This is a genomic window from Marinobacter sp. EhC06 (assembly GCF_001650915.1).
Lineage (GTDB): Bacteria > Pseudomonadota > Gammaproteobacteria > Pseudomonadales > Oleiphilaceae > Marinobacter.
Map to the genome: position 1 here is coordinate 43,567 of NZ_LXYO01000038.1, position 15,066 is coordinate 58,632.

17 protein-coding genes are annotated in these 15,066 nt (G+C 59.5%); 9 read left to right on the forward strand and 8 right to left on the reverse strand.

Going from position 1 to position 15,066, the window contains the following annotated elements:
* Positions 1–42: 42 nt before the first annotated feature.
* The 3 genes from A8B84_RS20820 to A8B84_RS20830 are packed head-to-tail and all read right to left on the reverse strand — an operon-like array spanning position 43 to position 2,022.
* Complete coding sequence (locus tag A8B84_RS20820) at positions 43–939, reverse strand: polyprenyl synthetase family protein (RefSeq protein WP_064227022.1); 897 nt, start codon at positions 937–939, stop codon at positions 43–45.
* Complete coding sequence (locus tag A8B84_RS20825; protein ID WP_008176478.1) at positions 939–1,193, reverse strand: exodeoxyribonuclease VII small subunit; 255 nt, start codon at positions 1,191–1,193, stop codon at positions 939–941. The genes A8B84_RS20820 and A8B84_RS20825 overlap by 1 nt, the downstream gene beginning before the upstream one ends.
* Before the next feature lie 55 nt (positions 1,194–1,248).
* The gene (locus A8B84_RS20830) at positions 1,249–2,022 is read right to left on the reverse strand and encodes an NRDE family protein (RefSeq protein WP_064227023.1); all 774 of its coding nucleotides are present in this window, start codon (positions 2,020–2,022) and stop codon (positions 1,249–1,251) included.
* Between the two features lie 89 nt (positions 2,023–2,111).
* Between A8B84_RS20830 and A8B84_RS20835 the strand changes: the two genes are divergently transcribed.
* The 4 genes from A8B84_RS20835 to A8B84_RS20850 are packed head-to-tail and all read left to right on the forward strand — an operon-like array spanning position 2,112 to position 5,077.
* The gene (locus A8B84_RS20835; RefSeq protein ID WP_064227024.1) at positions 2,112–2,909 is read left to right on the forward strand and encodes a sulfite exporter TauE/SafE family protein; all 798 of its coding nucleotides are present in this window, start codon (positions 2,112–2,114) and stop codon (positions 2,907–2,909) included.
* 10 nt (positions 2,910–2,919) lie between these two features.
* Positions 2,920–3,708 carry a prolipoprotein diacylglyceryl transferase gene (gene lgt, locus A8B84_RS20840; protein ID WP_064227025.1) on the forward strand — a complete coding sequence of 263 codons (789 nt, stop codon included), beginning with the start codon at positions 2,920–2,922 and terminating at the stop codon, positions 3,706–3,708.
* Complete coding sequence (locus A8B84_RS20845; RefSeq protein WP_064227026.1) at positions 3,705–4,544, forward strand: thymidylate synthase; 840 nt, start codon at positions 3,705–3,707, stop codon at positions 4,542–4,544. Before lgt ends, A8B84_RS20845 begins: the two co-directional genes overlap by 4 nt.
* A gap of 23 nt (positions 4,545–4,567) precedes the next feature.
* On the forward strand, positions 4,568–5,077 hold the full coding sequence (locus A8B84_RS20850) for a dihydrofolate reductase (RefSeq protein WP_064227027.1): 510 nt from the start codon (positions 4,568–4,570) through the stop codon (positions 5,075–5,077).
* Here the strand turns inward: A8B84_RS20850 and A8B84_RS20855 are convergent.
* Positions 5,074–6,594 (reverse strand): DEAD/DEAH box helicase, encoded by a 1,521-nt coding sequence (locus A8B84_RS20855; RefSeq protein ID WP_062785656.1) that lies wholly within the window; start codon positions 6,592–6,594, stop codon positions 5,074–5,076. The two genes, A8B84_RS20850 and A8B84_RS20855, sit on opposite strands and share 4 nt — an antisense overlap.
* A gap of 199 nt (positions 6,595–6,793) precedes the next feature.
* On the opposite strand from A8B84_RS20855, the gene A8B84_RS20860 reads away from it, so the two are divergent.
* Positions 6,794–7,582: an acyl-CoA thioesterase gene (locus A8B84_RS20860; protein ID WP_064227028.1), complete on the forward strand. Its 789-nt coding sequence runs from the start codon at positions 6,794–6,796 to the stop codon at positions 7,580–7,582.
* 13 nt (positions 7,583–7,595) lie between these two features.
* Here the strand turns inward: A8B84_RS20860 and A8B84_RS20865 are convergent, their stop codons facing one another.
* From A8B84_RS20865 to A8B84_RS20875, 3 genes are all read right to left on the reverse strand, one after another.
* Positions 7,596–8,495 (reverse strand): haloalkane dehalogenase, encoded by a 900-nt coding sequence (locus A8B84_RS20865; protein ID WP_064227029.1) that lies wholly within the window; start codon positions 8,493–8,495, stop codon positions 7,596–7,598.
* A gap of 147 nt (positions 8,496–8,642) precedes the next feature.
* Positions 8,643–8,891 (reverse strand): hypothetical protein, encoded by a 249-nt coding sequence (locus tag A8B84_RS20870; protein ID WP_064227030.1) that lies wholly within the window; start codon positions 8,889–8,891, stop codon positions 8,643–8,645.
* A gap of 75 nt (positions 8,892–8,966) precedes the next feature.
* Entirely contained in the window at positions 8,967–9,317 is a 351-nt protein-coding gene (locus A8B84_RS20875) for a hypothetical protein (RefSeq protein ID WP_064227031.1), read from the reverse strand.
* 127 nt (positions 9,318–9,444) lie between these two features.
* Here A8B84_RS20875 and A8B84_RS20880 point away from each other — a divergent pair, with 127 nt between their 5' ends.
* Both A8B84_RS20880 and A8B84_RS20885 read left to right on the forward strand, forming a co-directional pair.
* A complete protein-coding gene (locus tag A8B84_RS20880; RefSeq protein ID WP_064227032.1) occupies positions 9,445–10,560 on the forward strand; it encodes an AI-2E family transporter in 1,116 nt (371 codons plus the stop codon).
* A 123-nt stretch (positions 10,561–10,683) separates the two neighbouring features.
* Complete coding sequence (locus A8B84_RS20885; RefSeq protein WP_064227033.1) at positions 10,684–11,106, forward strand: peptidoglycan-binding domain-containing protein; 423 nt, start codon at positions 10,684–10,686, stop codon at positions 11,104–11,106.
* Between the two features lie 75 nt (positions 11,107–11,181).
* Here A8B84_RS20885 and ilvD read toward each other — a convergent pair whose 3' ends face one another.
* Entirely contained in the window at positions 11,182–13,017 is a 1,836-nt protein-coding gene (ilvD, locus tag A8B84_RS20890; RefSeq protein WP_064227034.1) for a dihydroxy-acid dehydratase, read from the reverse strand.
* 160 nt (positions 13,018–13,177) lie between these two features.
* Between ilvD and A8B84_RS20895 the strand changes: the two genes are divergently transcribed.
* Both A8B84_RS20895 and A8B84_RS20900 read left to right on the forward strand, forming a co-directional pair.
* Entirely contained in the window at positions 13,178–14,434 is a 1,257-nt protein-coding gene (locus A8B84_RS20895; RefSeq protein WP_064227035.1) for an HDOD domain-containing protein, read from the forward strand.
* 52 nt (positions 14,435–14,486) lie between these two features.
* Positions 14,487–15,065, forward strand: coding sequence for an LON peptidase substrate-binding domain-containing protein (locus A8B84_RS20900; protein WP_064227036.1), 579 nt, complete (start codon positions 14,487–14,489; stop codon positions 15,063–15,065).
* The last annotated feature ends 1 nt before the right edge of the window (position 15,066 follow it).

Genomic DNA, 15,066 nt, shown 5'->3' on the forward strand with positions numbered 1-15,066 from the left:
GAAAATATTTACGGCCAGTGTGCGCCTTCGGGGCGCCGCGGTTCAATGGGTTCTTGCCACCACGTAATCGGCCATCGCCCGCAGCGGGTCTGCTTCTGAGCCGAATGCCCGCAGGCTTTCCTGGGCATTCTCGAGCAGAGCTGCCAGATGCTCCCGGGCGCCGGCCACGCCAAGCAGGGCGGGATAGGTGGGTTTGGCGCGGGCGACATCCGAACCCTGGGGTTTGCCAATGACCGTGGTGTCTCCTTCTATGTCCAGCAGATCATCCTGAACCTGGAAGGCCAGTCCCAGTGCCTTGGCATACTGTGTAAGAGAGGCCAGAGCCTGCTCGCTGACCGACGGCGCGGTCAGGGCGCCGATCCGCACGCTGGTCTCGATCAACGCGCCAGTCTTGTGCCGGTGCATGGTTTCAAGCTGGGCCAGTGCCAGGCTCTTGCCCACCGATTCAAGATCAATGGCCTGACCGCCAACCATTCCGCCGTGGCCACTGGCCCGGGCCAGTTCCCTGACCATGATCAGACGCACGGATTCCGATAATCCCGGAGCCTCGGCAAGCCAGCCGAAGGCCAGCGCTTGCAGGGCATCTCCGGCGAGGATGGCAGTGGCTTCGTCGAAGGCAATGTGGGTAGTGGGCCGTCCGCGGCGTAATTCGTCGTCGTCCATGGCCGGCAGATCATCGTGGATCAGCGAATAGGCATGGATCAGTTCCACCGCGCAGGCCGGAATCAGGGCCTCTTCACCGGTTTGTCCCAGTGCCTTTGCCGCCGCAAGACACAGCGCCGGCCGGATTCGCTTGCCGCCGCCCAGGACGCTGTAGCGCATGGCTTCCTGTAGCCGGCCGGAGGCCGAATCACGAGCAATGCACCTGTCCAGTTCCGCATCGACGCGGGCCCGGCAGGTTTCCAGAAAATCAGCGGCAAGCGGGTTCGGTCCGGACATCAGTCAGCATCATCCGGAGAAAAGGGGCGGGTTTCCAGGGTGCCGTCACTGTTCTGGACCAGTTGTTCGACCCGCTGTTCTGCGCTCTTCAGTGCCTGCTGACATTCACGGGTCAGCTTTACACCCCGCTCAAACGCCGTCAGGGACTGTTCGAGAGACAGCTCACCCTGTTCCAGATCGCGAACCAGCTTTTCCAGTTCATCAAGAGATTTCTCAAAATCGGCTATCGATGTGGCGCCTTGTTCACCGGCCATCAGGGGCCCTCCGATCGGGTGGCAGAATTTCGCGGATTATACCAGAGCCTGATCGCTATCGCTGCCAATGGAAGTGACGGCGTTCACCGGTTTCGGCGTCCGGGCCCCAGCTCTGTTCGGTTACCTCGATGTCGCCGCTGGCAGACACGGTGACCACGGTGGTTGCACGGGTGCCGTAATCTGAGCCGACGATAAAAGGGGACGACAGGAAGCGCTCGGTCTCCAGCCCAACGCCGGTGTCAGGCAGCAGGTGGTCCGGTGCCGGCGTGCTGTCCTGAAGCAGAGGAATCAATTCGTGGTGCAGTCTTTCTGCGTCGCGGCCGGCAGCGGCAATGGTGTCCCCGGCGGCCTGTCGGAGGCGCAGAAGTTTGGGCCAGGGTGTCTGCAGAAGGTGATTGCTCAGGCCGTAGACCCCGCGGTGGATCCGCCGGCCGGGGTGGGCATCCCGGTTACTGAAATACCAGCCGTCTCCCGTGGTCAGGTGAACGAGGTTGAAGCCGGAAAACTGATCGGCCTCATCGAGCAGATAGCCCTCAAGCCGATCCCGGGAATCGGAGAGGGCCCGCAAGGGCAGTTCGCCCCGGCTGATTCGACCGGTTTCCGGTGTGCCTTCCCGTACATTGGTCACAGCACTGACCTCGCCATCGGCATTAACTGCAAGCCAGGTGCCCCCGGAAAGCAGATCGCGGCCGGCAAGCACGCGGGTGCCGGATTCTGTGGTCCACCAGTCCATGGCGGCCGTCGGGCGACGGAAGAATTCATCCCGATTGGCGGCAACAACCAGCGGGAAATGAGGGTTCTGGCCAAGGGCAAAGGCGATCAGGCACATGGTGGAGGGGCTCGCTCCCGGAGTTAATGAAGTTGACTCGTGCGCTGTGTATCATACCAGCCTTGGTTTCCCCGGGTGCGTCTCAAACTATGACCCTGTTTTATGTAATAGCATCGTATCTGGCTCTTGGCGCCCTGGCAGGCACCGTTGCGGGCCTGTTTGGCATTGGCGGCGGGCTGATTATCGTGCCTGTGCTGATGTTCAGTTTTGGTCTGCAGGGTATCAATCCGGACATTATTCCCCATCTGGCGGTTGGCACGTCCCTGGCGACCATCGTTTTTACCTCGGTCAGCTCCATCCGATCCCATAACAAACATGGCGCCGTGCGCTGGGATCTGTTCCGGCCCATGACTGCGGGGATTGTGGCCGGCGCCCTGGTTGGCGCCTGGACCGCGTCCCTGATGAGCGGGCGCGCCCTGGAGCTCGTCATCGGCATTTTCGTGATCCTGGTGGGCCTGAAAATGTTTTTCCAGGTCGACCCCAAGCCCGGTCGGGACGTTCCAGGCACCGCCGGTCTGGGCGTTGCCGGCGGCGGTATCGGCTGGGCTTCGGCGATTTTCGGAATCGGCGGTGGAACTCTTACGGTTCCCTATCTGAGCTGGTGCAACGTGCGGATGCAGCAGGCGGTGGGCACATCGGCTGCCTGCGGCCTGCCGATCGCCATTGCGGGTGCTCTGGGTAACATCTGGACAGGGTGGCACAATCCCTCGCTGCCGGAACTGAGCGCCGGCTTCATTTATCTGCCGGCCCTGATCGGTATTATTCTCACCAGCGTTTTCTTTGCCCGGATTGGCGCCAACTTGGCCCATCGGCTGAACGCCCGGATTCTCAAGCGTACTTTCTCCATCATGCTCCTGCTGGTGGGGCTCCGTTTTCTCCTGAGCTGAGAGGTAGTTGATGCTGCAGCATCCCCAGATTGATCCGGTGGCCATCGCCATCGGTCCCCTCAAGATCCACTGGTATGGTCTGACCTATCTGTTCGGCTTTGTGGCCGGCTGGTGGCTTGGGCGCATCCGCACCCGTAAGCCTTGGTCGCCCATCAACGAAGAGCAGATGGGTGACCTGCTTTTCTATCTTGCCCTCGGGGTGATCCTGGGCGGCCGATTCGGCTATGTCCTGTTTTACAACTTTGACGCCTTCCTGGCTGACCCGCTCTGGTTGCTGAGGGTCTGGGAAGGCGGCATGTCTTTCCACGGCGGTTTGTTGGGCGTGATGTTTGCCATGTGGTGGTACGGCCGCAAAGTGGGCAGCGGTTTCTGGCGCATGGCCGACTTTGTAGCGCCGCTGGTGCCCCTGGGTCTTGGCGCGGGGCGGATCGGAAACTTCATCAACGGCGAGTTGTGGGGCAAGCCCACCGACGTTGCCTGGGGCATGGTGTTTCGCACGGCGCCGGATTCGCTCGCCCGGCATCCCTCCCAGCTGTATCAGTTTGCCCTGGAAGGTGTCGCCCTGTTCGTCATCCTGTGGTGGTTCTCATCCAGGCAGCGGCCGACCATGGCAGTGTCTGGTCTGTTCCTGATCTGCTACGGCGTGTTCCGGTTCCTGGTGGAATTCGTGCGCCAGCCGGATCCACAGCTGGGCTACCTTGCTTTTGACTGGCTGACCATGGGGCAGGTACTGTCCTTCCCGATGATCGTTGCCGGCGCCGCCCTGATGTTTATTGCCTACCGGAGACAACCCCGATGAAAGCCTATCTCGACTTGATGCAAGACGTTGTTGATAACGGATTCGACAAGGGGGACCGCACCGGTGTTGGTACCCGGTCAGTGTTCGGTCGTCAGATCCGCTTCAACCTGCAGGAAGGCTTTCCTCTGGTAACCACCAAAAAAGTGCACCTGCGCAGCATCATTTTCGAACTGCTCTGGTTTCTCCGGGGCTCCACCGATAACACCTGGCTGCGCGAGCGCAAGGTCTCGATCTGGAATGAGTGGGCCCTGGAAAACGGCGACCTTGGGCCCATCTACGGCAAACAATGGCGGAGCTGGCAGTGCCCCAATGGCGAGGTGGTCGACCAGATCAGCGAGGTGATCGAACAGATTCGCACCAAGCCCAACTCCCGCCGCCTGATTGTCTCTGCCTGGAACCCGGCGGAACTCCCGGACGAATCCATTGGTCCACAGGATAATGTTCGCGAGGGCCGTATGGCGCTGGCGCCCTGTCACTGCCTGTTCCAGTTCTACGTGGCCGAGGGCAAGCTCTCCTGCCAGCTGTACCAGCGCAGCGCCGATCTGTTCCTGGGGGTGCCGTTCAATATTGCCTCCTATGCCTTGCTGACGCACATGATCGCCCAACAGTGTGACCTGGATGTCGGTGAGTTTGTGCATACCTTTGGCGATTGCCACCTTTACCAGAACCACCTGACCGATGACATCGTCTTCGAGCAGCTGAAGCGCGAACCCCGGGCCCTGCCGCAACTCGTGATCAAACGGAAGCCCGCGAGCATCTTCGAGTACGAGCTGGAAGATTTCGAGTTCGAGGGCTATGAACCCTATCCGGGCATCAAGGCGCCCATTGCCATCTGACCGAACCCCGAAGAGACGAGTACATGAGAAAAGCCCTGATCGTTGCCATGTCCCGTAACCGGGTTATTGGCCGTAACAACAAACTGCCCTGGTATCTTCCGGGTGACCTTCGTTATTTCAAGCAGGCCACCATGGGCAAGCCTATTATCATGGGCAGGAAGACCTGGGATTCCATCGGCCGGCCATTGCCTGGAAGAATGAACGTGGTGATTTCCAGGAATGAAGCCTGGGAAGCACCAACCGGAACGGTGGCTGCGAAGTCTTTGCCCGAAGCGCTGGTGAAGGCCGAGGCGCAGGCGGAGCTGGAAGGTGGCGACGAAGTGATGATTATCGGTGGCGGGCAGATCTACGCCGAGGCATTGCCGATGGTTGATCGCATGTACATCACCCAGGTGCACGCTGAGGTGGACGGGGATGCGTTTTTTCCGGAAGTGAACTGGGATGAGTGGGAAGAAATCGGACGGGAGGATTTCTCCGCGTCCGATAACAACCCTTACGACTACAGCTTCGTGGTCTATCAGCGTCAGGCTTAAGCCTGACGAGGAGGGCGCTTGCCTGCGGGCTTGCCGCCCTTGCCGGGCGGTTTGCCTCGACCACCGGGGCCGCCACGACCCTTCGGGCCACCTTTCTTGAAACCGCCTTTCGGTCCCTTGCGATTCTCGCCCGGACGGCCGCCGCCACCTTTACGATCACGGCGGGGAGGTGTTGCCGACACGGTTGGCAAGGCCTCTGGCTGCTCTAGGGGCAGGGAGCCTGGCTGAGCTGCTTCCATCCAGCAGGCGAGGGCGCCGGCTACCATGGCCATGTCCATGTCATTGCGCTCGGCGATTTCGTCCAGCAGCGACATCGCCTTTGCCAACTTCTTGTCTTCCGCAAAGCCCAGCAGTTGGGATTCGAACTGCTGCTCCCTCATTTTCTTGAGCTCGACGGGAGACGGCAACTCGTAAGCTTCCATCGGCGAGTTTGTTGCGCGTTCAAGCGTTCGCAGCCAACTACGCTCGCGGGGTGTTACCAGCAGAATCGCCTTGCCTTCGCGACCGGCACGACCAGTGCGGCCAACCCGATGGATGTACGCTTCAGTGTCGTAAGGAACGTCGTAGTTGATGACGTGCGTGATACGGGACACGTCCAGACCGCGTGCTGCCACGTCGGTGGCAATGATAATGTCTTTCTTCCCGCGCTTCAGATCTTCAACCGTTTGTTCACGCTGGCGTTGGTTCAGGTCACCGCTCAGGGGCGCGACCGCATGGCCCCGAGCAGAAAGCTTTTCGGCCAGCATGGTGGTTTCCGCTTTGGTGCGCACAAAAATAATGGCGGCATCAATCGGCTCAACTTCCAGAATGCGGGTCAGGGCATCCAGCTTGCGCTCAGCATAGACCGGCAGAACGAACTGGGAAATACGCTCGACCGTGCGGGTTTCGCTTTCGATACGAACTTCCGTGGCGTTTCGCAGGTAGGTTTGGGCCACTTTCTTGATCTGCGGTGGCATGGTGGCTGAGAACAATGCCCGTTGACAGTTCTCCGGCGTCTTCGCCAGGATCGCTTCCACGTCGTCGATAAAGCCCATGCGCAGCATTTCGTCTGCTTCGTCCAGAACCAGCGCTTTCAGGCTGTCCAGCTTCAGGGTGCCCTTACGGAGGTGGTCGAGCATTCGGCCCGGGGTGCCCACGATCACCTGGGCACCGCGACGCAGGCCTTTGATCTGAGGATAAAAGTCCTGGCCACCGTAAATGGGCAGAACGTGGAAATTCCGGAACTTGCTGGCGTAGGTGGTGAAAGCTTCCGCCACCTGAATGGCAAGTTCCCGTGTTGGGGCCAAAACCAGAATCTGGGGATCGGTAACAGAGGCGTCAATCCGGCTCAGCAGAGGCAGTGCAAACGCCGCGGTTTTACCGGTACCGGTCTGGGCAACGCCCAGCAGATGGTTGCCGGCCAGCAGCGCGGGGATCGCCTGGGCCTGGATGGGAGACGGGGTTTCATAGCCAACGGCGGACACAGCTTCAAGTACGGCTGGATCAAGCCCCAGTTCGGCAAAGGACAATTCAGACATTGATTCACTCGGAATTCGGGAGGTAGAGCATTGCCGGGCAATGCATGATGTGCGGCCATTATAGCGGTTTTGTTGTTGCTTTAATACGCTAAACCCGGGCGGGGCTGTAGGTAGTTGCCGGGGACGGGCCCATTGCGTTGCCGTCCGATCTTCGGCAGGCTTCGTATCTATCCCGATAGGTTGCTAACAGGAACTTGAGATGACCTTTGACGAATTATTGCGGGCGGCCCGTGGCAATGAGGAACTGGTAATGCCCGGGAGCTGGTCCCAGGGTAGAGCCACATTCGGTGGTCTTACGGCTGCGCTGATGTTCGAGCGGATGGAAAAGCTTGTTGCCGAGGGACGAGCCATGCGGTCATTGCAGGTATCGTTCGTGGGGCCAGTGGAGCCGGAAGTGCCTGCAGGTTTCGAAGCCGAGATTCTGCGTGAGGGCAAGGCGGTCAGTCAGGTGCAGGGGCGCATTGTCCAGAAAGGAGAAACCCGGCTGGTCTGCCTGGCCAGCTTTGGCGGAGATCGGGAGTCGGAGGTACAGGTGGATGCCCTTCCGGCGCCCGAGGCACCACCGGTCGATCAATGCCCTGGGCTGGATTATATAGAAGGTGTGACCCCGGAATTCATCCAGCAGATTGAGATGCGCTGGGCTTTTGGAAACCTGCCATTCAGTGGCAAGGGCGGTCGGGAACTGGGTGGCTGGATGCAGTTCCGGAAAACCCCGGAGTCGTTCTCTGATGCCCATATTGTTGCCCTGGTAGATGCCTGGCCTCCCGCAGTCCTGCCCTATGTAAAACAACGTGTGCGAACCAGTTCCCTGAGCTGGGCGCTGGATATCGTGCATCCGAGACCGGTCATGGAGCCGGGTGACTGGCTCCTGTACAAGGTTGCCATTGATCAGGCGGGCGCCGGTTACGGCCACACCCAGGCCGGGATATGGACCGCCAGAGGCGAGCTGGTAGCGCTGAGTCGCCAGACGGTAACGGTCTTCGGTTGACGGAAATGGCGGTTCAGGCCGCCATTTCCGATTTAAGGGCATCGATGATGATGCGGGCGAAATCTTCCGGTGAATCTTCCTGGAGAAAGTGCCCGCCTCTGAGTGTGATATGAGGTTGGCCGTGGGCACCGGGAATCCGGCGCTGCATGTGCCTGTCGCCGCCCCGGGTAATCGGGTCGCCACTGCTGAAGCAGGTGATGAAGGGTTTTTTCCACTTCTCCAGGACCTGCCAGGCCGCCTTGTTGGCGTCGCTGTCCGGTGTGTCCGGTTCAGTCGGAACCAGTTTTGGAAACGCTCTGGCTCCGGCCTTGAACTCTGCTGATGGGAATGGGGCTTCGTAGGCGGCAATTTCAGCTTTGCTCAGGGTGCGATCGGTACCCAGTTGCACGATACGACCGACCGGGAACCAGGGGCTGTGGGTGGCAAAGGCCTTCCACATGGAAAATACCGCTGGAACGGGCGTTTCGCCGGTCGGCAACATGCCATTTCCGACGATGATCCGGCTGAATCGCTGACGGTGTTCCGCGGCCAGTCGCAGGCCCAGCAGCGATCCCCAGTTCTGGCACACAAGGGTGATATTGGTCAGGTTGAGCTGTTCAAGCCAACTGGCCAGCCACGTGAGATGGCGGCCGTAGCTGTAGTCTGCAACCGACGCCGGCTTGTCGGATTTGCCGAAGCCAATCAGATCCGGGGCCAAGACGCGGTGACCGGCCTCGGCCACCAGAGGGATCATGTGCCGGTACAGGTAGGACCAGGATGGTTCGCCGTGGAGCATGAGAACCGGCGAGGCGTTTCTAGGGCCTTCGTCAACGTAGTGCATCCGGAGACCCGGTTCTACGTCGAGATGGTTTGGAGCAAAGGGGTAATCCGGAAGACCTGCGAAGCGGGCTTCATCGGTTCTCAGAATACGCATGCCATCGACTGTCCTGACTGATTGGGTGCGTGATTGCCGGGCGGCATCCGGTGAACAGAATGCCCTAATACAATCGTCGAAGATCAGGATAAAGCAGATGGAAAATTTGTGTGTTTGAGTTGCGTAACAGAGCGTTGCCGCTTTGAATCAGGACGCAATGCCGAACAGGCGTTCGGGGTTGTCAACGCGGGCCAGAGCCTCGTCACAGCAATTGACTGCGCCGCAATCGTCGGCTGAGCAAAGGCCAATGGTCCGGCATTCCATATCCTGGTGCTGGTCACCCTGGTTCCTGAAAATGCGGGCCCTGGACAGAATCGAGTGGCAGTGGCCGCACAGCAGGGTGGGAACCGCGCTGCCCTCAGCCAGAAGTGCCGTGTAATGCTGTGGTTGTGTCATAAATATCCTCCTGATACTGCCCAACATATGGGCCGAGTATGACATTTCAAAGTCGGGATGCCGTATTTATACGGCTTAACTGTCTGGATCGACCAGTGGCCGACGGTTAGAGCGCTTGTCATCCCAGTCAAGCTCCTTCGGGTCATACCAGCCAATTGCCTCCAGTACTCTCTCCCGTGTCTGTGGCGACAGCGTAGGCCAGAGCTCCTGGAAATCCTCAAGGCCAAGGTCCCGCTGCCTCTGTTGCTTGCTCTGAAGTCGGTTGATGATTCGTGGCAACTGCAGAGCTTCGCCGAGTTGGCCGGGCACCAGCACTTCCTGGCCCATCACCTTGCGCCGGTGAGTTCTGGCGGCCAGTACCTTGCGCAGCTGCGTAGCTGCGTCCAGGGCTGTTTCGACGGTGAAGGTTTCCAGTTCCAACAACATGACCTGTCTATTAGTTGAACAACAACCGTCCACTATAACCTGAAGAGAGCTACAGTGGCCACGCCAGCGTGGTAGGGTAGAATGGCTCGTTAAAACGCAGAACCAAAATCGGGGAACCGCAAAAACTATGTACGCAAAACTTGAAACACGGACTTTTCTGGCGTTGCTGATCGGCGTTTCCCTGGCCTTTGTATTCCTCATGAAACCCTTCTTCGGGCCCATCTTCTGGGCAGTCGCCATCGCTCTGATTTTCCACCCGGTGCAGCAACTGCTGGTACGGAAACTGGGGGAGCGGCCCAATGTGAATGCCCTGATAACCCTGTGCATCTGCATGTTTATCGTGGTTATCCCGGTTCTGGTTCTGGTGACTTCACTCGTAGCTGAAGGCGTTGCGCTTTACCAACAGATTCAGAGTGGCGACATAAGGCCCGGAGAGTACATCGACCGCGTCAATCAGTCCTTTCCGGCTATTCAGGCGTTCCTGGCCCAGTTCGATATCAACTTTGCTGACCTGAGGGATCGGGCAGTGAGCCTTTTCGTGGGGGGGAGTCAGTTCCTAGGCAAGCAGGCCCTGGGCGTTGGCCAGAATACCTTTCAGTTTTTCCTGGGGCTTGCGTTGATGGTGTATCTGGCGTTCTTCCTGCTGAGGGACGGCAGTGCGCTGGTAGAATTAATGGTCAAGGCGCTGCCGCTCGGTGATGAACGGGAGCGGTTGCTGTTTGCCAAGTTCGCGGAAGTTACCCGAGCCACCGTCAAGGGCAACCTGCTGATTGCCATTATCCAGGGGGCGATGGGGGGGCTGATTTTCTGGATTCTCGGGATCAGTGGCGCGCTGCTCTGGGGTGTGGTGATGGCAATCGTATCGCTTTTGCCGGCGGTGGGGGCTGCCCTGGTCTGGGTGCCTGCCGCTATCTACCTCGCGGCCGTGGGGGATGTGATTGAGGCCGTGATACTGACGGCATTCGGCGTGGTGGTCATCGGGCTGGCGGACAACCTGCTGCGCCCGGTACTGGTTGGTCGCGACACCAAATTGCCGGATTACATTGTCCTGCTGTCGACGCTCGGCGGTATCGTCATGTTCGGCATCAACGGTTTTGTGATGGGGCCATTGGTGGCGGCTCTGTTCATGGCCTTCTGGGGGATTTTCATCCGCGAATTCAGTGAAGAGGCCCACCGCCCGCCGGCCAGTGTGGATGATGGGGAGCAGGAACCAGGCGGGGAAGCGGGGAATGATGTCCGGTAAGGCGACATACGACAAAAGTATGGTAGGCTTTTAGCCGTTTGCCCCAGCCTGTGGAGATAGGCACCACATAACAAGAAAGAAACGGATATCGGCGAGATATCAGGAGTTAAGCAGGTGAGTACCATGAGAAAAGCAACTACCCGACTGGGACGCCTGGCCGCTGCGGCCGGATTGGCGGTCACACTGGGCTTTGCCCCTGCGGCCTTCGCGGATGAGATCGTTGCACTCAAGAATGCGCTCTACGGAGCAGGGTACGACATTTCCAATGTCAGCCCGCAAATGGATGACTCAACCCGGTCCGCGCTGACCCGGTTCCAGCAGGATAACGGTCTTCAGGCTACCGGTATTCTGGACGATCCGACCAAGGAAGCCCTGGGCATGATTTCGGTTCAGGTGGCCGCGTCGGCACCGTCACAGTCCACTGGATCCAGCAGCGCTCCGACTCAGGAGTCAGCTTCTTCCACGGCAGAAACGTCGGCCCCGGAGGAACCTGAGCAGGACGACGCCATTGAAGAAGAGGAAGACGGAGGCTGGTCGCTCTGGTAATCGGAGTCTCCTGAACAGAAAAAGCCCGCCGGGACTTTCCCGCCGGGCTTTTTTGCTGGCTGGCGCTCAGGATTTTCAGCCGAGCTTTTCGAGATCCCGAACGGCGCCCTTATCAGCGCTTGTGGCGAGCAGCGCGTAGGCTTTCAGGGCAGCAGATACCTTGCGGTCCCGCGGCAGTTCCGGTTTCCAGCCCTTGGCATCCCGTGCTTCCCGGCGACGATCCAGCTCGCGCTGATCCAGTTCAACATTGATACTCCGGTTCGGAATGTCGATAAGGATCGTATCGCCATTCTCGATCAGGCCAATGGCTCCACCGGCGGCAGCTTCCGGCGACGCGTGACCGATGGACAGGCCCGAGGTGCCGCCGGAGAAACGTCCGTCGGTCAGCAGTGCGCAGTCCTTTCCGAGGCCCTTGGATTTCAGGTAGCTGGTCGGGTACAGCATTTCCTGCATACCCGGGCCGCCGCGGGGGCCCTCATAACGGATGATCACAACCTCGCCCGGCTTGACGTCGTCGGCGAGAATGCCGGCAACGGCGGAATCCTGACTTTCGAACACCCGGGCCTTGCCCTCAAATACATAGATGCTCTCGTCGACCCCCGCGGTCTTGACCACGCAGCCGTCCAGGGCAATATTGCCGTACAGCACGGCCAGGCCACCCTCGGAGCTATAGGCATTTTCAACAGAGCGAATGCAGCCGGTTTCCCGGTCACCGTCCAGGGTTGGCCAGCGGGTGCTCTGGGAGAAGGCGGTCTGGGTGGGGATGCCGGCGGGCCCTGCTTTGTAGAATTCGACCACTTCGGTGGTCGGCGACCTCATGATATCCCAGGTCTCGAGCGCTTCTCTCATGGTTTTGCTGTGCACGGTGGGTAGATCGGTGTTGATCAGTCCGCCCCGTTCCAGCTCGCCGAGAATGCCCATGATACCGCCGGCCCGGTGCACGTCTTCCATGTGATACTTGGGCGAGTTGGGCGCCACCTTGCACAGCTGCGGGACCCGGCGTGAAAGCTGGTCGATTTCGTTCAGGGTAAACGGAACACCGCCTTCCTGGGCGGCCGCCAGCAAGTGAAGGATGGTGTTCGTTGAGCCGCCCATGGCGATGTCCATGACCATGGCGTTTTCAAAGGCTGCCATTGAGGCGATGCTCAAAGGCAGCACGCTGGCGTCGTCCTGCTCGTAATAGCGCCGCGCATTCTCCACAATCTGTCGACCGGCCTTCAGGAAAAGCTGTTCCCGGTCGGCGTGGGTGGCCAGCAGAGAACCATTGCCCGGCAGCGCAAGGCCAATGGCTTCGGTCAGACAGTTCATGGAGTTGGCGGTGAACATGCCGGAACAGGAGCCGCAGGTGGGACAGGCGCTGCGTTCGTATTCTTCCACCTGTTCATCGGAGGCGTTGGGGTCTGCGGCAATGACCATGGCATCCACCAGGTCCAGCTTGTGTTCGGACAGCTTGGTTTTGCCCGCTTCCATGGGCCCGCCGGAGACGAAAATGGTGGGGATATTCAGACGCATGGCGGCCATCAGCATGCCCGGGGTGATCTTGTCGCAGTTGGAAATACACACAAGGGCGTCGGCGCAATGGGCGTTGACCATGTACTCTACAGAGTCTGCGATGATTTCCCGGGAGGGTAGGGAGTACAGCATGCCGTCGTGGCCCATGGCGATGCCATCGTCGACTGCGATGGTGTTGAATTCCTTGGCCACACCGCCGGAGGCCTCGATTTCGCGGCACACCAGCTGGCCCAGGTCTTTGAGGTGCACGTGGCCCGGCACGAACTGGGTGAAGGAGTTGGCAACCGCGATAATGGGCTTGCCGAAATCCCCGTCTTTCATACCGGTGGCGCGCCAGAGGGCGCGGGCGCCGGCCATGTTGCGACCTGCGGTGGATGTCCGCGAACGATACTGAGGCATGGTGTTCGGTTCTCTCTGTTGTTACCTGATGATGTCGATCAAAAAAACAGAGGATACCAGATTAGACTCGAGGCGCATGGTTGTTTTCAGAGCCGCTGTTTACAATAGTTAACATAGTTGCCAACTTATTTTCCGGTTTGAACCGACAAGGAGTATGCCTATGGCCGGCCAGGAAAGCCTGCCGCTTCGTCGCCTTAAAGAGTTTCAGCCGTTGAACCGGCTGACGGATGACCAACTGGTCCTGCTTGCCAGCCGCGCCGAACGACGAACCCACGGGCCCGGCCAGCGGGTTCTTGAGCGCGGTGTCCGGGACGGTCTCGACTTCTTTCTGATTGCCGGCAAGGTGGAGCTGGAATCCCTGGACGGCCGTAAATCGATCATCGAAGCCGAGACGGAGAAAGCGCACAATCCCATTGCCCGGCTCCAGCCCCGAATGTACGACGTAACCGCCGTAAAACCCTGCGAGTTCCTGGTTGTGGAGCAGGAGATCCTTAACCAGCTGCTGCGCTCGGCGCCGGTGGAACAGGTTGAGATGGATTCCGGTGAGGGCGCGGGCGGTATCGAGAGCGAGGAACATCACCTGTTGATGGAATTCCTGTCGGAGTTGAGGTCGAATCAGGTAAAGCTCCCCAGTGTGCCGGATGTGGCCTGGAAGGTCCGGCGTGCGGTCGATCGTGAGGAATCGACGGCAGACCAGGTGGCATTGGCGGTGTCTGCGGATCCGGCCATGGCCGCGAAACTTGTCCGTGCCTGCAACAGCCCTCTGTATCGAGGGTTCAGTGACGTCCGGAATGTCCGGGAAGCGGTTGTCCGTCTCGGTATGCGTACCACTAGGCAGTTGGTGACGGTGTTTTCGATGCGGGAGGTTTTCAAGACCCGTCAGGCGTCGTTGCAAAAAGAAATGGAAAAGCTCTGGCGGCACTCCCGGGAAGTGGCAGCCCTGTGCTGGGTGCTGGCGGATCATGCTACCCGGCTAAACCCGGAAGAGGCACTGCTGGCGGGGCTGCTCCATGATATCGGTGTGGTGCCGATTCTGGTTCAGGCCGAACACCATGTGAATCTCTTTGCCGATGAGGCCAATCTGAGTCATGCGATCCGGGAACTCAGGGCTGACGTGGGCACGGCGGTTCTCGAAAACTGGTCCTTCCCGCCGGCGTTCGTGGAGGCGGTCCGTCATGCCGAGGACTGGGGCTATGAATGCCGCGAGGCGTCGCCCCAACTGGTGGATGTGGTTATCGTGGCTCAATTGCATTCGATGATCGGTTCCAGCCAGAATGCCGAGCTACCTCCGTTCGACCAGGTGCCCGCATATCGGCGTCTGGGCGAACTTGAACTCAATGCCTCCCGCAGTTTGCAGCTTCTGACGGAGGCCAGGGCCCGGGTCGACGAAGTTCAGCAACTGTTGGCCATCCGGTAATTGTCCGGGCTGTGTAAACTGTGGAGTCTGCTTTCCGGTGACTGTTGCTCTTATGAATGTACCTTTGTTCCCCCTGAATTCCATCGTCCTGCCCAGGGGGAGGATTCCCTTGCAGTTGTTCGAGCCGCGCTACATCGACATGCTCACCCGCTGTCTCAAGGAGGATCGCGGGTTCGTTGTGGTGCTGTTGAAGGAAGGCGGAGAGGCCGGGCGCACCGCAGCTTTTTACGACATTGGCACCTACGTGCGGATTATTGATTTCCAGCAGCTTGATAACGGCCTTCTGGGAATTACCGTTGAGGGCGAATCGAAGGTGTCGGTGGTGCGAAGCTGGCAGCAGGAAGACGGGTTGAATGTTGGCGACGTGGAATGTCTGATTGAAGAGGCAGAGAGGGAAGTGCCTGAACGTTTCAGCGAATTGCCTTCGGTCCTCAAGGCCCTGTTCCGGCACCCGGTCATAAGGGACCTGAACATGGACATCGACTATGGCGATGCCCGGGATGTTGGCTGGCGGCTCACGGAGCTGTTGCCTTTGGACAAACAGGAAAAGCAGAAGCTGGTGGAGTTGCAGGATCCACTGGAACGCCTCAGTCGACTTCAGGGACTTCTGGAAGCGCTGGAGGAGGGCTAGC

Coding starts and splice junctions, on each gene's coding strand:
- A8B84_RS20820 (WP_064227022.1), bottom strand. CDS start 939: ATGTCCGGACCGAACCCGCTTGCCGCTGATTTTCTGGAAACCTGCCGG.
- A8B84_RS20825 (WP_008176478.1), bottom strand. CDS start 1,193: ATGGCCGGTGAACAAGGCGCCACATCGATAGCCGATTTTGAGAAATCT.
- A8B84_RS20830 (WP_064227023.1), bottom strand. CDS start 2,022: ATGTGCCTGATCGCCTTTGCCCTTGGCCAGAACCCTCATTTCCCGCTG.
- A8B84_RS20835 (WP_064227024.1), top strand. CDS start 2,112: ATGACCCTGTTTTATGTAATAGCATCGTATCTGGCTCTTGGCGCCCTG.
- lgt (WP_064227025.1), top strand. CDS start 2,920: ATGCTGCAGCATCCCCAGATTGATCCGGTGGCCATCGCCATCGGTCCC.
- A8B84_RS20845 (WP_064227026.1), top strand. CDS start 3,705: ATGAAAGCCTATCTCGACTTGATGCAAGACGTTGTTGATAACGGATTC.
- A8B84_RS20850 (WP_064227027.1), top strand. CDS start 4,568: ATGAGAAAAGCCCTGATCGTTGCCATGTCCCGTAACCGGGTTATTGGC.
- A8B84_RS20855 (WP_062785656.1), bottom strand. CDS start 6,594: ATGTCTGAATTGTCCTTTGCCGAACTGGGGCTTGATCCAGCCGTACTT.
- A8B84_RS20860 (WP_064227028.1), top strand. CDS start 6,794: ATGACCTTTGACGAATTATTGCGGGCGGCCCGTGGCAATGAGGAACTG.
- A8B84_RS20865 (WP_064227029.1), bottom strand. CDS start 8,495: ATGCGTATTCTGAGAACCGATGAAGCCCGCTTCGCAGGTCTTCCGGAT.
- A8B84_RS20870 (WP_064227030.1), bottom strand. CDS start 8,891: ATGACACAACCACAGCATTACACGGCACTTCTGGCTGAGGGCAGCGCG.
- A8B84_RS20875 (WP_064227031.1), bottom strand. CDS start 9,317: ATGTTGTTGGAACTGGAAACCTTCACCGTCGAAACAGCCCTGGACGCA.
- A8B84_RS20880 (WP_064227032.1), top strand. CDS start 9,445: ATGTACGCAAAACTTGAAACACGGACTTTTCTGGCGTTGCTGATCGGC.
- A8B84_RS20885 (WP_064227033.1), top strand. CDS start 10,684: ATGAGAAAAGCAACTACCCGACTGGGACGCCTGGCCGCTGCGGCCGGA.
- ilvD (WP_064227034.1), bottom strand. CDS start 13,017: ATGCCTCAGTATCGTTCGCGGACATCCACCGCAGGTCGCAACATGGCC.
- A8B84_RS20895 (WP_064227035.1), top strand. CDS start 13,178: ATGGCCGGCCAGGAAAGCCTGCCGCTTCGTCGCCTTAAAGAGTTTCAG.
- A8B84_RS20900 (WP_064227036.1), top strand. CDS start 14,487: ATGAATGTACCTTTGTTCCCCCTGAATTCCATCGTCCTGCCCAGGGGG.